The sequence below is a fragment of the Halorhabdus amylolytica genome (assembly GCF_004944975.1).
GTDB lineage: Archaea > Halobacteriota > Halobacteria > Halobacteriales > Haloarculaceae > Halorhabdus > Halorhabdus amylolytica.
This window is the reverse complement of record NZ_SPQG01000007.1, coordinates 54,396-71,536: the sequence shown is the minus strand read 5'-3', so window position 1 is coordinate 71,536 and position 17,141 is coordinate 54,396. Positions and strand designations below refer to the sequence as shown.

Annotated in this window: 9 protein-coding genes, 2 tRNA genes and 2 pseudogenes; 6 read left to right on the top strand and 7 right to left on the bottom strand. The window is 62.2% G+C overall.

The genetic code is table 11. The features are described from left to right. The first annotated feature begins 7 nt into the window (after positions 1–7). The 4 genes from E3374_RS10335 (at position 8) to E3374_RS10320 (ending at position 6,126) form a co-directional block, all read left to right on the top strand. Positions 8–1,453, top strand: coding sequence for an MATE family efflux transporter (locus E3374_RS10335; protein ID WP_136689092.1), 1,446 nt, complete (start codon positions 8–10; stop codon positions 1,451–1,453). Between the two features lie 61 nt (positions 1,454–1,514). Continuing rightward, positions 1,515–4,562 carry an FAD-binding and (Fe-S)-binding domain-containing protein gene (locus E3374_RS10330; RefSeq protein ID WP_136689010.1) on the top strand — a complete coding sequence of 1,016 codons (3,048 nt, stop codon included), beginning with the start codon at positions 1,515–1,517 and terminating at the stop codon, positions 4,560–4,562. A gap of 125 nt (positions 4,563–4,687) precedes the next feature. Continuing rightward, positions 4,688–5,986 carry a helix-turn-helix transcriptional regulator gene (locus E3374_RS10325; RefSeq protein ID WP_136689009.1) on the top strand — a complete coding sequence of 433 codons (1,299 nt, stop codon included), beginning with the start codon at positions 4,688–4,690 and terminating at the stop codon, positions 5,984–5,986. A 65-nt stretch (positions 5,987–6,051) separates the two neighbouring features. Further along, positions 6,052–6,126, top strand: a tRNA-Glu gene (locus E3374_RS10320). A 232-nt stretch (positions 6,127–6,358) separates the two neighbouring features. Here E3374_RS10320 and E3374_RS10315 read toward each other — a convergent pair. The 3 genes from E3374_RS10315 to E3374_RS10305 all read right to left on the bottom strand — a co-directional run bounded on the left by E3374_RS10315 (position 6,359) and on the right by E3374_RS10305 (position 8,139). Continuing rightward, positions 6,359–6,778 carry a CBS domain-containing protein gene (locus tag E3374_RS10315; RefSeq protein ID WP_136689008.1) on the bottom strand — a complete coding sequence of 140 codons (420 nt, stop codon included), beginning with the start codon at positions 6,776–6,778 and terminating at the stop codon, positions 6,359–6,361. Between the two features lie 219 nt (positions 6,779–6,997). After that, complete coding sequence (locus tag E3374_RS10310) at positions 6,998–7,399, bottom strand: universal stress protein (protein ID WP_136689007.1); 402 nt, start codon at positions 7,397–7,399, stop codon at positions 6,998–7,000. A 605-nt stretch (positions 7,400–8,004) separates the two neighbouring features. Next, positions 8,005–8,139: transfer RNA gene (locus E3374_RS10305), tRNA-Met, on the bottom strand. Positions 8,140–8,296: 157 nt separating this feature from the next. On the opposite strand from E3374_RS10305, the gene E3374_RS10300 reads away from it, so the two are divergent. After that, positions 8,297–9,391 (top strand): DUF7115 domain-containing protein, encoded by a 1,095-nt coding sequence (locus tag E3374_RS10300; protein WP_136689006.1) that lies wholly within the window; start codon positions 8,297–8,299, stop codon positions 9,389–9,391. 45 nt (positions 9,392–9,436) lie between these two features. On the opposite strand, the gene E3374_RS10295 is transcribed toward E3374_RS10300, so the two are convergent. Next, the gene (locus E3374_RS10295; protein WP_136689091.1) at positions 9,437–9,832 is read right to left on the bottom strand and encodes a DUF5830 family protein; all 396 of its coding nucleotides are present in this window, start codon (positions 9,830–9,832) and stop codon (positions 9,437–9,439) included. A 78-nt stretch (positions 9,833–9,910) separates the two neighbouring features. Between E3374_RS10295 and E3374_RS10290 the strand changes: the two genes are divergently transcribed. Further along, the gene (locus tag E3374_RS10290) at positions 9,911–10,588 is read left to right on the top strand and encodes a TVP38/TMEM64 family protein (protein WP_136689005.1); all 678 of its coding nucleotides are present in this window, start codon (positions 9,911–9,913) and stop codon (positions 10,586–10,588) included. Positions 10,589–10,628: 40 nt separating this feature from the next. On the opposite strand, the gene E3374_RS18005 is transcribed toward E3374_RS10290, so the two are convergent. From E3374_RS18005 to E3374_RS17985, 3 genes and pseudogenes are all read right to left on the bottom strand, one after another. Continuing rightward, entirely contained in the window at positions 10,629–10,748 is a 120-nt protein-coding gene (locus tag E3374_RS18005) for an HVO_2523 family zinc finger protein (RefSeq protein WP_342210804.1), read from the bottom strand. 326 nt (positions 10,749–11,074) lie between these two features. Further along, positions 11,075–15,800 (bottom strand): annotated as a pseudogene (locus tag E3374_RS18090) (LAGLIDADG family homing endonuclease); the annotation flags it as partial. Beyond that, positions 15,801–17,114: pseudogene (locus E3374_RS17985) on the bottom strand (LAGLIDADG family homing endonuclease); the annotation flags it as partial. Between the last annotated feature and the right edge of the window lie 27 nt (positions 17,115–17,141).

Genomic DNA, 17,141 nt, shown 5'->3' with positions numbered 1-17,141 from the left:
TCGCCCGATGCTGGCCATTGCGTGGCCGCTGGTGGTCTTTCAACTGCTGAACGTCGCGTACAACGTGACAGACACCATCTGGCTCGGCCATTATTCCGCCGACGCAGTCGGTGCGCTGAGCATCGCCTGGCCGCTGATCTTCCTGTTCATCTCGATCGCCGGCGGGTTCAACTCCGCGGGGGCGATCCTGGTCGCCCAGTATACCGGGGCCGACAGCGAGGGGTCCGCCGGGAAAGTGACCGGCAACCAGCTCACGTTCGTCGTCGGGATGGCCGCCATTCTGGGTGTCGCGGGCTTTTTCCTCTCCGATCAGTTGCTCGCGCTGTTGCCCTCGGGTGCGGCGACGACCGAGCGGATCATTCCGATGGCCAACGACTACATGGAGGTGTTCTACCTCGGGCTCCCGTTCCTGTTCACGTTCTTCGTCTTCTCGACGGTCATGCGCGGCTACGGCGACACCAAAACGCCGATGTACGTCATGGCCGGCAGCGTGGGCCTGAACGTGATCATCGACCCGATCCTCATCTTCGGGTTCGCTGACAACCCCCTGTTCGCCCCGCCGGGACTGGATGCGATCGGCGCGACGCTCGCCGGGCTGACGACCTTCTCCGGCCTCGGCATCGAGGGGGCCGCTATCGCGACAGTCTCGACGCGGGGACTGGGTGCCGTCGTCGGGATTGCCCTCCTGTTCTTCGGCGGCTACGGCCCGGACGTGCGACCGACGCACCTGTGGCCGGACATAGACGTCATCCGCAAACTCGTGGACCTGGGACTGCCGACGACGGCCGAACAGTCCGCCGCGGCCCTGGGTATGATCACGATGACCGCGATGGTGTCGATGTTCTCGCCGGCAGTCGTCGCGGCCTACGGCCTGACTAACCGCATCGGGACGATCGTGTTCCTGCCGTCGATGGGGCTCGGCCGGGCGACCAACACGATGGTCGGCCAGAACCTCGGGGCCGGCAAACCCGATCGCGCCGAGCGGGCGACCTGGCTCGCCTCGAAGGTCGCCGTCGGCGTCCTGCTGGTCGCGGCCGTCGTCGCCTTCGTCTTCCCCGAACCCATCGTGGGCGTGTTCCTCGGGACGGGCACCGAGGAGGCAGCGATCACGCTCGCGTTCGCCGCGACGTACCTCCAGGTTCGGGCCGTCGAGTTTGGCTTCATGGGCCTGTTCCAGGTCATCCTCGGGGCGTTCCGCGGGGCAGGCAACACCCGGATCGCGATGGTCCTCGCGATCGTCGCGCTGTGGCTGGGTCGGGTCCCGCTGGTGTACTTACTCGCCGTCAACCCCGGGATACTCGGCGAGTTCGGCATCTGGATCGGGTTCGCTGCCGGAGATATCATCGGCGGTATCGTCGCGGCGCTGTGGTTCACCCGGGGTACCTGGAAGGAGGCCGTCATCGACGAGACGAGCGGAGCCGGCGAGGAAGGTACCACACCGACTCCCGAATGACCCGTTCGCGCGTCGGCTATGGAGCGTGACATTAATCTCGGTAGCGTCGTAGGGTACGCCCATGGGAACCAGCGACAATGTCGGTCTCGCCGAGCCGAGCGTTCCGGATCCGGCGAGCGACGCCCGCGCGGACTACGATTACGCCAGTGAGAACGTAAAGCGACCGGGACTGGTCGCCGACCTCCGGGAGCTGATCGACGGAGACGTGCGCTTCGACGAGTACTCCCGGGAACTGTACGCGACGGACGCCAGCGCCTACGAGGTCCTGCCGATCGGCGTCGTCTTCCCCCGATCGACCGCCGACGTCGCGAGCGTCGTCGAGTACTGCGCCGAGCGGGAGATTCCGGTCCTGCCCCGGGGAGGGGGAACCAGTCTCGCCGGCCAGACCGTCAACGAGGCGGTCGTCCTAGACTTTACCCGCCACATGGACAGCGTGCTGGAGACGGATCCCGAGAACGCTCGGGCCCGGGTTCAGGCCGGGACGTACATCGGCGACATGAACGCGGCGTTCGCCGAGCACGATCTCAAGTTCGCGCCCGACCCCGCCTACGGCGACAAGAGCGCCGTCGCCGGCGCGATCGGCAACAACTCCACCGGCTCACACTCCCTGAAGTACGGGAAGACCGACGCCTACGTCGAATCATGTGAGGTCGTCCTCGCCGACGGGACCGTCACCGAGTTCGGCGAAGTCACGCTCGCCAAACTCGAGGCACGTGCTGACCCGGACGGCGACCTCGAGGCGCGGATCTACGCCGAGGTCGAGCGGATCGTCGAAGAGGAGGCCGACACCATCGACGAGCGGTTCCCGGACCTGAAACGGAACGTCTCGGGGTACAACCTGGATCGCCTGATCGAGGAGGCCGAGGACGGATCAGTCAACCTCGCACGCCTGCTGGCCGGCAGCGAGGGGACCCTCGCCGTGATCACGGAGGCCGAAGTCTCCTTAGAGCCGGTTCCCGAAACCAAGTCCATCGCGCTGCTGGCCTACGAGGATCTCATCGACGCGATGGAGGATGTCTCGATCATCCTCGAACACGATCCCTCGGCACTGGAAGTCCTCGACGACGTTCTACTGGAGCTGGCGGGCAAGACCGAGGAGTTCGGGCCACTAGTCGAGGAGATCGTGCCGGAGGGGACCGGCGCGATGTTGCTGGTGGAGTTCTACGCCGACAGCGACGAGAAAGGTCGTCAGAAGGTCGCCGACCTGATCGCCGATCGAGTACCCGACGGCGACAGCGAACTCGAGCCCAGCGACGGCGCGAGCGATATCACCGACGAGTCCCATTATGCCTTCCACGCACGCGAGGCTCACGACGACGACGAACGCAAGCGTTTCTGGAAGCTCCGCAAGAGCGGGAACCCGATCCTACTGGGCCGGACGACCGACGAGAAACACATCAGCTTCATCGAGGATACTGCCGTCCCGCCGGAGAACCTCCCCGAGTACGTCGCGGACTTCCAGGATCTGCTGGATGACGTGGGCACGTTCGCGGCGTTCTACGCTCACGCCGGACCGGGCTGTCTGCACATCCGACCCTTAGTCAACACGAAGACGACCGAGGGGATGGAGCAGTTCGAGGCCATCGCCGAGGGTGCGACCGACCTCGTCGTCGAGTACGGCGGCAGCGTCTCGGGCGAGCACGGCGACGGCCGCGCCCGCTCGCAGTTCAACCGCAAGCTATACGGTGACGATCTCTGGGAGACTTTCGAGGACCTGAAGACGGCCTTCGACCCCGACTGGTTGCTCAACCCGGGCAATGTCTGTGGTGACCACGACATGACCGAGAACCTCCGATTTAGCCCGGAGTACGACCTCGATCTTGGGTTCGAGCCGACCCTCAACTGGGACAACGACAACGGCATGCAGGGCATGGTCGAACTCTGTCACGGCTGTGGCGGCTGTCGTGGCCCCCAGGACACCACCGGCGGCGTGATGTGCCCGACCTTCCGTGCCAGCGAGGAAGAGATCACCTCCACGCGTGGCCGGGCGAACATGCTCCGGCAGGCCATGAGCGGCGACCTGCCCGACGACGTCACCGACGAGGAGTTCGTCACCGAGGTGCTTGACCTCTGTATCGGCTGTAAGGGCTGTGCGAAGGACTGTCCCAGCGAGGTGGACATGGCGAAGCTCAAGGCCGAAGTCGTCCACCAGCACCACCAGGAACACGGCTCGAGTCTCCGGGACAAACTCTTCGCGAACGTCGATCGACTGTTCCCGCTCGGAAGTGCACTCGCCCCCGTCTCGAACTGGGCCCAGCGACTGCCCGGGACCGGGATCGTCCAGGAGAAGGTACTCGGGATCGCCCGCGAACGGGGCCTGCCGACCTTCTACCGGGAGACGTTCGTCGACTGGTTCGCCGATCGCGGCCCACAGGTCCCGGAGTCGGCGGCCGACCGGAAGGTCTTGCTGTTCCCGGATTCGTTCTCGAACTACAACCGACCCCAGGCCGGCAAGGCCGCCGTCGAAGCGTTGGAGGCGGCCGGCGTGCACGTCGAGGTGCCCGTCGACGTGACCGACAGCGGTCGGGCAGCCCACTCGAAGGGCTTTCTCGACAAAGCGAAAGATCACGCCCGCGAGAACGTCGATGTCCTCGCGCCACGCGTGGCCGACGGCTGGGATGTCGTGAGCGTCGAGCCTTCCGTCGCCGTGATGTTCCAGCTGGACTACCTGGATCTACTCGCGGGCGAGGACGTCGAGGCCGTCGCCGAGAACAGCTACGGTGTCTTCGAATACCTCGAAACCGAAGGGCTGGTCGACGAGCTCGCGGTCGAGGCCGGAAGCGAGCCGTTGACGTATCACGGCCACTGCCAGCAGAAGGCCGTCAAGAAGGATCATCACACCTCCTCGGTACTCTCGGCAGTCGGCTTCGACGTCGATCACCTCGACAGCGGTTGTTGTGGCATGGCGGGGTCGTTCGGCTACGAAGCCGAACACTACTCGCTCAGCCAGGCCGTCGCCGGGATCCTCTTCGATCAGATCGAGGACAGCCACGGCGAACGCGTGATCGCTCCGGGAGCCTCCTGTCGCCACCAGATCGGCGAGGGCGAGACGGCGAGCGACGACCCGCCACACCCCATCGAGGTACTCGCCAAGGAACTGGCCGATTGACATCCCTTCCCCCAAGAAGGGCAGACGATCCGAACACCCCACGACAACTCGACGGTGATCGCCGGATGGACCGTCTGAGGCCAGTCACAGTCCTTTTATGTTGGCGTGGGATGTATCTCAGGTAGATGTCCAGACGGGTAGCTGTGGTTGGTCTCCTGATGGTCATTGTCGGGCTCATCGTGGTTCCGATCGCGATCGCAGGCGGGAGTAACGGGGCGACAGTCGACCCCGTGACGCTGCCGAGCGCTGACGAGACGGACCGCCTCGAGGATCGGCCACAGCCGGCGGACAGCCAGCCGGCGTTGCTCCAGCAGACGACGGGGGACTTCGACCGGACGCTGTTCAGCATCCACGTCTTCGAGAACGGGTCAGCCAGGTGGACGTTCCAGTACACCCGATTGCTCGAAAACGAGACCGAGGAGGCGAACTTCGAAGGCTTCGCGGCCGATTTCCGGACGAACGAAACGGAGCTCTATCGACAGTTCGTCAAGCAGGCCCAAGCGCTGACGGCCGCCGGGAGTAACGTCACCGGCCGACCGATGAACGCGACGGCCTTCGACCGGGGCGCGCGGGTCACACCGTTCGGTAATCGTGGCATCGTCGAAATGTCTTTCACGTGGACGAACTTCGGGCAGCAACGCGAGGATGGCGGTGTGCTCATCAGCGACGTCTTCGAGGGCGGTATCTACATCCGATCGGATCAGCGCCTGCGGTTCGTCACCGGTCCGGGCCTCGCCTTCGAGACGGTTGACCCGCAGCCGACGAACACCTCCGGGCCGACGCTTCCCGAAAGCGAGTGGGTCGCCTGGACTGGCGAACAGTCGTTCGCCGATCGGCGACCCACAGTGACGTTCCAGCCCGCCTCGGCGGTCCGAACGGAGGCGACCGACGGGGCCGGAACGACGCTTTCCGAGGACACGACGAACGCCGGCGAGGGATCGACCGACGGGTCCGAGACGGACCGGACGACGACAGCCGCTGGAGACGCCTCGACGGGAATCGGGATGTTGGTGACAATCGCCGCACTGGCGCTGGTCGCGCTCGGAGTCGTCGTTGCGGCGTGGGTAAACGGGTATCTCGAACCGGCCGAGGACGAGACGATCGCGACTGACGACGATTCAGGCGACGATCCTGCCGGGACGGCCGCGACGGATACGAGCAGCGGGGCGGAGACGGCACTGCTCGACGACGAGGACCGCGTCAGGCAGTTGCTCGAAGACAATGGCGGCCGGATGAAACAGACCGAGATCGTCGACGCCACGGAGTGGTCGAAGTCGAAGGTGAGCATGCTGCTCTCCGAGATGGAAGAAGAGGGCGAGATCACGAAGCTGCGGGTCGGCCGCGAGAACATCATCAGTTTGCCGGGAGCCGAACCCGAAGCCGCACGGTCCCCCTTTGAGGATCTCGACGACGACCCTCCCTGAGAGTGCCTGCCGTAATCGGTGGAAAGCGGAACCGTTAAACCCGTCTCTTCGCAACCGTAGAATGCGCTCCGGTGGTGTAGTCCGGCCAATCATCTTGCCCTCTCACGGCAAGGACCAGGGTTCAAATCCCTGCCGGAGCACTTTTGCGACGAACTAACTCGTGAGTCGCAAATGCGACCCGGGATCAGTATCACAGTTGTAGCGCACGAACGGTAATGCGATTGTGAAGCGACTTCGAAAGCCAAACCGCGTAACCGTGAGGTAGTGAGTGCGACCACGTGGAACCGGATACCACGTGACAGCGAGGGTCTGAGAACAATCGGTAAATTCATCATCCGGCCAGAGAACCTGTCACTTAAAGATAGATAAAATTCAGTATTCAGGTCGCTGAGACCGGATGATGTTTCCCAGCTTTTGTTGTTCGTCGGCGAGCAGTTCTGTCACGTCATCAGCAGTAATGATTCCGACGAGAGTATTATCTTCACAGACTGGGAGCCGCCGAATCCCGTGATCAGCCATCAGGTTGGCCGCCTGGTAGAAGCCGGCGCCAGGCTCGATTGTACAGAGGTCGTCGGTCATCACGTCTTCGGCGGTCTGTTCGGTCGGGTCACGCTTTTCCCCGAGGATGCGAACGGCCAGGTCTCGATCGGTAACGATTCCGATGGGCGTCTCATCGTTCGTGATCACGATACTTCCGACGTTCTCTTCGTCCATGGTCCCTGCGAGTTCGGTGACGGGAGTGTTAGGACCAGCAGTCACGGTATCGCTTCGAGCAAGGTCGTTGATCGGCATTGGGATTCCCCCATATACTTACGGGCAGTATAACATTAAAGATAGTGTACTTTCTGAAGAATTGGGAATCCGGACGTTTTTCGTAGATTTACACTGACTGAGATCGGTGCTGGTGTTGCTTGCGATCTGTGAACAGCGAGAGAATCCTGGCCTTCAGGCCTGGCGTGAATCCCATCACTCGACGATTTGTTTCGGGAATGGGTGGCTGTAAGTACAGAGTTACTTTTCTCCGCCGGTGATCGTGACGGGGCGATCAGCGTCGAGCATGACCTCTTGACTAACACTTCCGAAAAGCAGTGATTGTGCCGGCGACCGTTTCCGACCACCAAGGACGATATGGTCCGCATCGATTTCGTCGGCTGCCGCCAGGATCTCTTCGGCTGGATCTCCAACGCGGGTGATCTCGGTTACAGTGACTCTCTCCTCCCGTAATCGGGAACTGGCTTCACTACCACCCGCTATTTGGGTGATTCCTGTCGACTCTTCCCGATCTTCATCTTCGAACACGTGGAGCAATGATACCTCGATCTGGTCGGCTGCAGCAGGTAAACCGATGACTGTCTCGGCCTGTGCCTGTCCACGCGATTCGCTGCCATCGATCGGCATCAATATCTGATACATAGATTTAAATTTACACAGCGCAAACCTATAAACTTAATGGATAAACATGATTTATTGGTGGCTGACATAGTGTCGACATGAGCCAGAATGATGAAAACACGACCACTTATATAAAATAATTTAATCGGCAGTAGAACATACTGAATTGATGACGATGATCGCCTTGCTGAACTCAGGGCCTCTATGCAGCATGTTGTTCTTGACAGCTATTGGTTAGAGAGAATATTGCTCCGTTACCTGGCTTGCCTGCACTGAGCGATCTGCTTACTAAAATCCGATCGAGAACACTGTGAGAAGAACCACAACGTGTACCGCGATCGGGCGTCGACACCCCTCTCGGCACAGGTTTTGCCGGCTGGAGTCCGTGACTCACGCCCCGACATCCCTACGAAGTCGATAGGTCAAAACGCGCCGCTGGGAGTCGGTTCTCCGTGGATATATTAAGTTTCAGAGGAGTGCCCGGGGAGGGCTCCGAACGACAGGAAATCGAAGATTTCCATCCCTCGCGCTCACTGGCGTTCGCGCGAGACCTTGCTGGGTTCATCGCCCTCCACCGGCACACTCTGGAGTTGCCACTCAACGGAGTGAGTGGCGGCTTTGAGAAGTGCCCGGGGAGGGCTCCGAACCCTCGATCTCCGCATGACCCAGGTCCGGGGTCACGAACCCCGACGGGTATGCGATGGCGCACACGTGGGAAGACCCTATGAGTGCGGCGCTATGTCCAGCTAAGCCACCCGGGCGCACTCGTTGCTTGCGTGAGGGTCGTCTTTAAGCTTCTCATCTCCGGGTCACCCGAGGGCAGAGCCTCGTGAGTCAGTTGTCGCCAACTCGAAGCGTGACCGAGCCTCGCGGCGCCAAGCCCGCGGATTTATAGCCACGGACGGGTACACCAAGAGCATGGACATACCAGACCTCGTCCGGGAGGAGCTCGGGGACGAGGACATCCTCGCCGGCGTGTCGATTGGGGACGAAGACGTGGTCTGTCTGACGCCCACCCGGACCATCGTCTATCGTTCCGAGGGACTGATCAGCGACGAGCGCGTCGATTCCTATCCCCACGAGGCCGATCGGCTCAAGCTTTCCGAAGGGCGACGCAAATCGAAGTTCCACGTCGACTACTTCGACGAGACACGCTCGTTTTCGGTCCCGACCGACCATACGCGGGACGTCCTCACGCTACTCCTCGAGGGGATGCTCGGTGCCCACGAGGTCATCGACGCTGACGAGTCGATCGTCGGGGCCTTCCGGTTCAGCGAGATGACGCTGATCGTCGCCGAGAAGCGCCTCGTCAGACACATCGGCGGGACGGTCTGGGCCGAGGACTACGAGAGTTACCCCTACGAGAGGGTGACGGACATCGCCTTCGAGGAGGGAAGCGTCGCTACGGAACTGGTCGTCTCGATCGACAACCGTCCCCAGCGGATCAAGATCCCTCGTGAGGATGCCCGCCTCGTCGAGGAGACGGTCAAGACGGCCGTCTTCGAGTTCTACGACGTGGCCTCCTTCGAGGAGTTACGACGCGTCGTCGGCGTCGACGAGGAACCGGAGACAGCGGAAGAACGGCCAGAGGACGACCAGAACGACCTCACCCTCGGTTCGGGTATCGATCCGCTGGTGGCCGAAGACGACGGAGACGAGGGGCTCTTGGACACGGACGTCGGTACGATGTCGGAGACGACCGCGACCACGTCCGAAGCGACCGGCGACACGGCGGTCGCGACCACCGAGGTTGGAGACGAAATCGGGGAGGAAGCGAGCGGTACAGCGGCCCAACAAACCAGAGACCAATCGAGTCGCGAGCCGGACTCTCCCCCGGACGCCGAAACATTCGAAGCGTTGCTCGCGGACGCCGACGTGGCCTCCGAGGAGGACCTCCGCTCGCTGCGTGAACAGGTCGGCGAACTCTCGACCGCAGTCAAACGCCAGAACCAGCTCCTGAAGAAACAACACAACGCGATCAAACAACTCGTCGAGGAACTCCGCGAGCAGTGATCGCGACGGCGGACTCCGGTCGATCCGTCCGCCACGCCGGACTGTTCACTCCCGCCCCGTCACTTTCCGAATACACGACGAGCCGAACGGTCCCAGTTCCCCGGCGTCGAACTTGACGAAGTGGCCCGTCGAGAGGGAGGCCCCGCAGCGTCGACAGGAAAAATCCCCCTCGCGGACGACTACCTGGCTCTCGAAGCTCACGTAGTTGCCGGCGACCGGCTCGATGGTCGCGTCCTCGCGCTCGATGATGCCTCTCGCCTCCGCCGTCTCCAGTATCTCCCGCGTGAGACGGGGGTCCGTGGTAACGCTCTCCAGGCGATCGACGGCCTCCGCGACGGACAGTTCGGGATCCTCGAAGTGGGAGAGCAACGCCACGCCGAGTTCGATCGGGTCCGAGTCGTCTGCCACAGCGGGGTTTCGGACCCCAGGGACAAGTATCATCGGCCGTCGTGGATCCGATCGCTCGGAAACGAGCAGCGACCACAAGAGGTTTGGCGGGTTCGCCCCCACTGTGGGGTGATGCATCCCGCGGTCCGTCGGCAGGTGACGGCGGTCGTCTTCGTTCTCAGCGTCGCAGCCGTCGCGACGCTCGCGAGTTCGCCCGCCGCTGTCCTTGAAACGGTCGAGACGGTCGCCGGATCGCCCCTCGCCCTCGTAGGTGTCCTTGCCGGCCTGTACGCCGTCCGGCCGCTCGTGCTGTGGCCGATCTCCGCACTCTCGATCCTCGCGGGGTACGGACTCGGCGTCACGCTGGGTGTACCTGTCGCACTCGCTGGTGCGGTCCTCACCTGTATTCCGCCATACCTGCTCGCCAGACGCGCACCGCGGGAGACGGGCATCTTCGGTCGGCTCCACCGCCGAAGTCAAGAGGTCGTCGCGGCGATCGGCGAGCTCCGCGGCGTCGTGGCCGCGAGGTTGCTGCCGCTGCCCGCGGACGTGATCTCCTACGGCGCCGGCCTCTCGACTGTCTCGGGGCGGGCGTTCGTCGTCGGCACCTTCTTCGGGGAGATTCCGTGGGTCGTCACGGGCGTCGTGACTGGCTCGTCGATGCGGACGCTCACGCTTGAAGGTGCCTCGGCGGGCCTCCCGCTGCTCGCCGGAACGGCCGGGTTGGGCGTCCTCGTGTTGGCCGGCCCGGCAGTCCGCCACCTCCAGGCACAGGATCGACTCCCGAGTCTGGAATCGCTGAGTTCCTGACGTGGCGGGCGGCGAAAGCAGCCCTGTCGAGTAGTCCATCTCAATAGAACGTGTCCGCACAGTCGTAGACGACGCCGTGAACCGGGCAGACGTACTTGCAGTGTCGTTCGAAGAGTGGACGGCCACAGCGCGGACACGGGCGGCCGCCGTGGTCGTCCATACGCGTAGGATTGGTGAGCGGGCGCTTGACAGTTCGGGAGGCGGAAAACGAAGAAGCGAACGAGAAGCAGGAAAAACGGGTTAGCTCAGTGGGCGTTCAACATTCCGACCAGCCACAGGACTCGCAGGTCTTACAGCCCTCAGAGTAGTACAGCGACATCGAGCCACATTCGGGACATTCGGGACTCTCACCGTTGGCGATGATGTCCTGTTGATCGTCAACCATGGTCGACTCCGTGGCGGTCGAACCGCCGTCGGTCGATCGGTCCTCCGAACGTGACCGGGCAGCCTGTTCTTCCGCAGTGAGATCTTCGTCAGCTGTCTCCTCTAAGGTGCGCTGCTGGGGATAGGTCCGGTCGATCTCGTCGTCGAGATACCGCCGCAGAGCCGTTCCGAAGGCGTCCGGGATGGAGTTGATCTGCTCGCCCTTGTCCCAGGCGACCTTCGGCGACCGAATGCCCTGGAGCTTGTCGACGATCTCGTCGGGATCGACCCCCGAGCGCAACGCGACGGAGATGGTCTTCGCGAGCGCATCGGTGAATGAGTTGGTGAACCCGCCCGAATGACCCGTGTTGGCGAACAGCTCGAACGGTTCGCCGGTCTTGGGGTCCTCGTTGATCGTCACGTACAGTTTGCCGTAGCCCGTCTCGATACGCTGGGTGACGCCGTGAAGCTGATCGGGGCGGGGTTTCTTCTCGGCGTACTGCCGGGCGGTGTCCCCGTCCAGTAGCTCCTCGATGTCGGCCGTGAGTCGCTCGCGAACGTCCTCGTTGTCGAGGAACCCCTCCAGCCCGCCGAAGACCTCGTCGATGCGCTCGACGATCGTCTCGGCGGCCTCGTCCTCGTCCATGTCCGCGAAGTCGGTGTTCTCGGCCCGCGTGGTCAGCACCTGCTTGCTCCGGGTGCCGTCGCGGTAGTAGGTGACGCCCTTGCCACCGTGTTCGTAGATGTACTCGAAGACATCTTTTGCGTCCCCGAGCGTCGAATCGTTGGGGGCGTTGACGGTTTTTGAAATTGCCGAGTCCACGCCGTCTTGCAGGGCACACTGGATCGAGGCATGCTGTTTCGGCGAGAGATCGCCGGTCGTGACGAACAGTTCGCCGATGGCGTCGGGCACCGTCGAGAGCCCTTCGACGCCGTCGAAGGCGTTGTCGGCCATCTGTTCCTGGGCCTCCCGCTTGACGGCCTCGACGTCGATGTCGTTCTCCTCTAAGACCCGAAGGAAGTAATCGTCGAACTCAACGAGCATTTCGTCGCCCTGGACGTCGTCGGAGACGTTCTTGTAGTACGCGACGTTGTAGACGGGCTCGCAACCTCCTGTCGTATTCCCGACCATCGAGGTGGTGTTGTGGGTAACGAATCCATTGGCGACGTACGTGTTGTTCGATGGGACACTGATGTCTTTGGTGTAGGCTTTCTCTTCGGTGACGGACCCGACCGTCGCTGCATAGAAATCGGTGAGACGACGACCGGCGACCCTGACGACCTGGTCGGTCTCGGTCTCGACGTCTTTGACGAGTTTTCGACTCACAGCCCCGTTAATCGGAGACTGATTGACTCGTTTCTTGACCGGCTTGCTCACCGAATCGTATCCGTCGACGGCCCGAAGCGTTTCGACTATCTCCGGTGGGTACGTGTCGTTCTTGTACGACTGTGGCCCGAGATCGAACTCCGTGGACTTGGTGATAAATCCAATCTCGTCGATAAATCGTGCGTCTTCGCGCCTGTTGGCTCCACGCACGCTGTGTCGCGGCCGGTCTCCGTAGTGGTCGTCCATGTCTTCGGTTTCGAGCACGTCCTGGACGAAGACACAGCCAAGCGACAACAGTAGCGTCTGGACTTCTTCGGCGAGCGTCGCTGACACCGTTGACAGCTCGACCTTCCGCGATGCAGTCCCATCAGCCTCGAATAGACCTCTGAGGAACGCTTTCGCGACCGGTTCGTCACCGCTGAGGACCTCGTCCGGGACGAAGGCGCTTGCAGCCCCTTGCCCTTCATTGCCCGGTGCCTTCTTCCAGCCGTTGTCCTCGAAATATCGCGACAGGTGTCGGCCCCCAAACGTGAGCGTGTGCCGGGTATCCTGGTCCTCGACAGTCGGAGCGACTCCGAACAGGGACCGACCGAGTTCGCGAAGATGTTCATCGAGCTCTGTCGCGTCGGACTCGACGACGACTTTCACTCCAACCTCGTCGTGAACGTAGCCGTCGCCCATGAAGTATCCGAGGAACTCGGACAGTTCCGGCGTCATCTCCTCCGGGAGCGTCAGATCGTCGTCCGTGTTGTGATGGTAGTTGTCCCGTTCGCTCGTGTCCAGTGTGGCCCTGGTTCCGCCTTCGAAGGTGTTCCGTTGAAGCAAAATCCTGTCGCCAGGTTCGAACTCGCCGGCCTCTTTCCATGCGTACTCGCCATCTTCGGTGAGTGTTCTGAACCGATGGTCCGGCGTCGAAGCAACGCTAAATCCGCCCTCGGTTTCGATTTTCCGGACATATGTGAACCCATTGTCATAAATGGCGGTCGCAGCTTTCGTGCCGCCATCGGTCGCAACACCGACGTCAATCTCGTCCCACTGCTGGAACTCCGCAGTCGTCTCGTCAAGGTCCTCGATCGGGACGAGCCCCTCGTCAGTCGAGATGAGGGAACTCTCCTCCACGCAGCCAGTGGGAGCGATCGTCGTCGTGTTGTGGTTGCGGATGGGGAAGCCATCTGCCCAGTCCTCTGCATCCTCGCCGACGTAATGCTCGAACCACTCGCTATATTCCGTGGGATCGGCGTACTTCGAATCGTCCCACTCCGCGAAGGAGCCGCGTTCCTCGGCGAGCTCGTGACTCGTCCATTTGGACTCGTAGTTGATGTGCTGCATGACCTGCCGAGCGATCTCGTCGGCCTCCTCGCTGCCGTATTTGACGCCGAGCTGGATGTACAGCTGCGCCAGGCCCATGATGCCCAGCCCGATCTTGCGCATGTGCCGGACTTTCTCCTCGATCTCGTCGACCGGGAAATCCGACATCGTGACGACGTTTTCGAGGAACCGCGTCCCCATCGCGATACGATGGTCGAGTTCCTCGAAGTCGATCGCTTCTTCGAGGTAGGCATCGATCGCATCCTCGAAGTCCGCATAGTCCTCAGCGTGGCGGTCAGACCAGACGCGCCAGTCCGGCGCGTCCGTGTCGGCGACCGTCGAGAGATTGATGTGCCCGAGGTTACAGGCCTCGTACTCCTCCAAGGGTTGCTCACCACAGTTGTGACAGACGAGCCCGTTCGCGATGAACGAGTGCGTGTCCGGCTCCGTCAGGTCGTAGACGGCTTCGTGTCCGTCGAACTCGACTGATTCGACCGTCGCCTCGAAGCGCTCGCTGTACGGGCCCCGGTCGTACTCTGCGAGTCGCTCCGCAAGGGTCTCGTCTTTGCTGTCCAGCAGGAATCCGACCTCCTCGGCGAAGCGAACGAGGTTGTCCTTGACGACAACGAGTTCATGGAACCCTTCAGTCTCGTACTCGGCTGTGTCGCCGGTACCGTCGGGTAGTTCGACTGTCCCCGGCTCTTTCCGGTCCTCGTAGACTTTGCTGGCGATGCCGAAGTTGAGAAGCAATCGCTGCACGTCTGTGAGGAAACCGGCGTCGACGCTCGCCAGTCGCACGGAGACCCCCTTCTCGACGTCGCCCTGTACGCTCCCGTCGGCACTGAACAGTGCTCGCAGGAATCCACGAGCCATCTCTTCACTGCCACGCATGACGGCGTCCGGAACCTGCAGTTTCTCCTCGATAAGTCCAGTCTCCTCGGCGTACTCGTAGAGACGTGCCGACCGAATGCGCTGTTCGAGTGCCTGGGCACCTCGATAGTCGTCACTCCGACTGATGTCGCTGACGCCGACCTCGTAGTCGGCGTTTCCGAGTGGTTCGCGAACGATCTCGTTCACGTCGTCGGCGAACTGCTCGGAAACGGTCGCATCTTCGTCGTAGAAGTTCAGTACTGCACGTTCCTCGCCGTGCTTGAGATGGCCGTCACCGACGAGCCAGCCGAGGACGCGACCCTCTTCGGCCGACCCGTGTTGACCGAACTCGCCCTTCTGGTTTTGGACGTGAACAGTATCTCCGGGTTCGAGGTTCTGCGCTTCGATCCAGCCATCGTCGGTCATCACGCGATGGTCAGCAGTGAGTCGGAGTTCGTATCCTTCCTCGGTTGTGAGTTCGTAGACGTCCTTCTCGCCGGTCTTGAAGACGCTACTGGCCTCCTTGACTCGATCCTCGCTCAACCGACCGTCGACGACGACATCCTGTGCGACACCGTGCTCGTACAGTTCTTCGGCCGGGACGAGCCCGTTTTCGGTACTGATGAGCGTGTCACCGGTGACACACGGGTTGGTCGCGAGGATCTGGTGGTCAGGTTCGGCCTCGACGTCGAAGGAGTGTTCCTTGTTGACGCGCTCTAGATAGATCACGCCGGGTTCGCCGTTCTCGTGGGCACCTTCGACGATGTCGTCCCAGAGTTCCTCGGCGGGCACGGACAGCTCCTCGCCGACCGTGACGTACTCGCCGAGGCCGAACATGTCGTACAGTTCTTTGGTTTCCTCGGTGACGATGTGAGCCTCGCCGGTTCGGGGGTTCGTGAAGGTGAACTCCTCGCCGTTCTGCAGGGCCTCCATAAAGTCGTCGGTGACACCCACTGAGATGTTGAAATTCGAGAGATGCCCCTCGACGGCGTTGCGGAGGTGTTCGGGCACACGACCCTCGTCGTCGATCAACTCTCGTGCTTCCTCTAAGGCGTCGGCAAAAGAGGTGTGCGTGAAGTCATCAGGGTCGTTCAGCCGAAGGGTATGAGCGAGGGAGACGTCCTTGTTCTTGGCGTGGATGAACTGGATGGCGTCCGGATGGGAGATCCGCATGACCCCCATCTGGGCACCCCGTCGGGCACCACCCTGGGCAATCGTCTCACACATCTGGTCGAAAGTCCGCATGAACGTAATCGGACCAGAAGCAATTCCTCCCGTCGAGCCGACAGCATCTCCATAGGGCCGTAATCGCCAGAATGCATAGCCCATTCCGCCACCGCTGTTGTGCGAGACGACCGAACTTGCCACGTACTCGTGATTATCGGCGACGGTCACGTCGTAGACGGTAGCCGTTCCTGCGTCCTCGACGGCTTCGACGGGGACGTGCCACGTCGAACCGTCGAGCGTGCCGACGCTCGGCCCCTCCGAGTCGATCGAGGCGAGCGTCTCTGCCATCGTCTCCGACCGGGAGTCGACGAATCCGACCAGATTGCTGAACTGTTCGAGTCCGCGTTCGCCGGTCGGCCCGACGTTGAAGTAATCACGATCTTCGGTATCGTACTCCCAGTTGATTGCAGGGATGCCGAGACCGAGAAGCAACTGCTGGACACCCTCGATCAGATCCTCCGAGGAACTCCACAGCCGTGGATAGACGTCTTTCTGGAGGCTGCCGTCGGTCGAGTACAGTCCCCGGAGGAATGCACCGATCGTCTCGCGGTCCGCCTTCCAGACCGATTCCGGAACGGATGCCGATGTCGCGTCGGGCTTGGCATCTCCGAAGTTCGCAAGCCACCAGCGTTTGACCTCGTGGCTGTGGACGACAGCGTCGTAACAGCCTTCGTCCCAGCGCCAGTCGAGACCGACGTCGAAGAGATCGCGGGCAAGTCGATCGGCGCGTTCGAGCGTCTCCTCGCGATTGAGATGAAATCGGATCCCGTCTTCGTGTTTCGAACCGTCGCCGACCCACATCCCGACAAGTTCGGCCAGGTCCGGCGTCAATTCGGTCGGTTGGTCGACGACCGTGACGGCCTCACCGTTGGATTCGATCGACTGGTTCTCGCGGTACCGGGCCACGCTCCGGGTCGAAACGCCGAGTTCCCGGGCGATCTCACCGTCGGAGTGACCGTCCTCATAGAGCGTCTCGAATTCGCTCTCGTCGAAACTCACGCTCCCGCCGGGACGTCCGCCGCTGCCGTTCGGATCCAGACCGAGTTCGAGCGAGCGCCGGCGCTGGATCGTCGAGGCCGAACTGTCGAGTCGCTCGGCGATTTCGTAGTCGCTGAGTCCATCGGCATACAGCTCGAGGACGTCGTCGTTCGAAACAGTACGGTTCTCGGCCCACTGCGCACCGCCGGCGACGGTCGTGAGTTCGGGAGTCTCGTTCGCACCGTCGATCCAGCCGAGTCGAAGCGAGAGCGCGTCCCCGGGTTCGATCTCGTCGATGCGCGTCCAGTCCTCCCCAACGAGCAGCTCGTGGTTCGGCGTCCCCGTCAGTTCCACACCGGCCTTCGTTTCGACGCGCTTGACCGGTGAATCGTCGTAGGCGTGGGTCTCGTCAACATTCTGGACGCGATGATCGTCGCCGTCGCGCTGGACGATCCGATCACCGGGCTCGACATCAGCGAT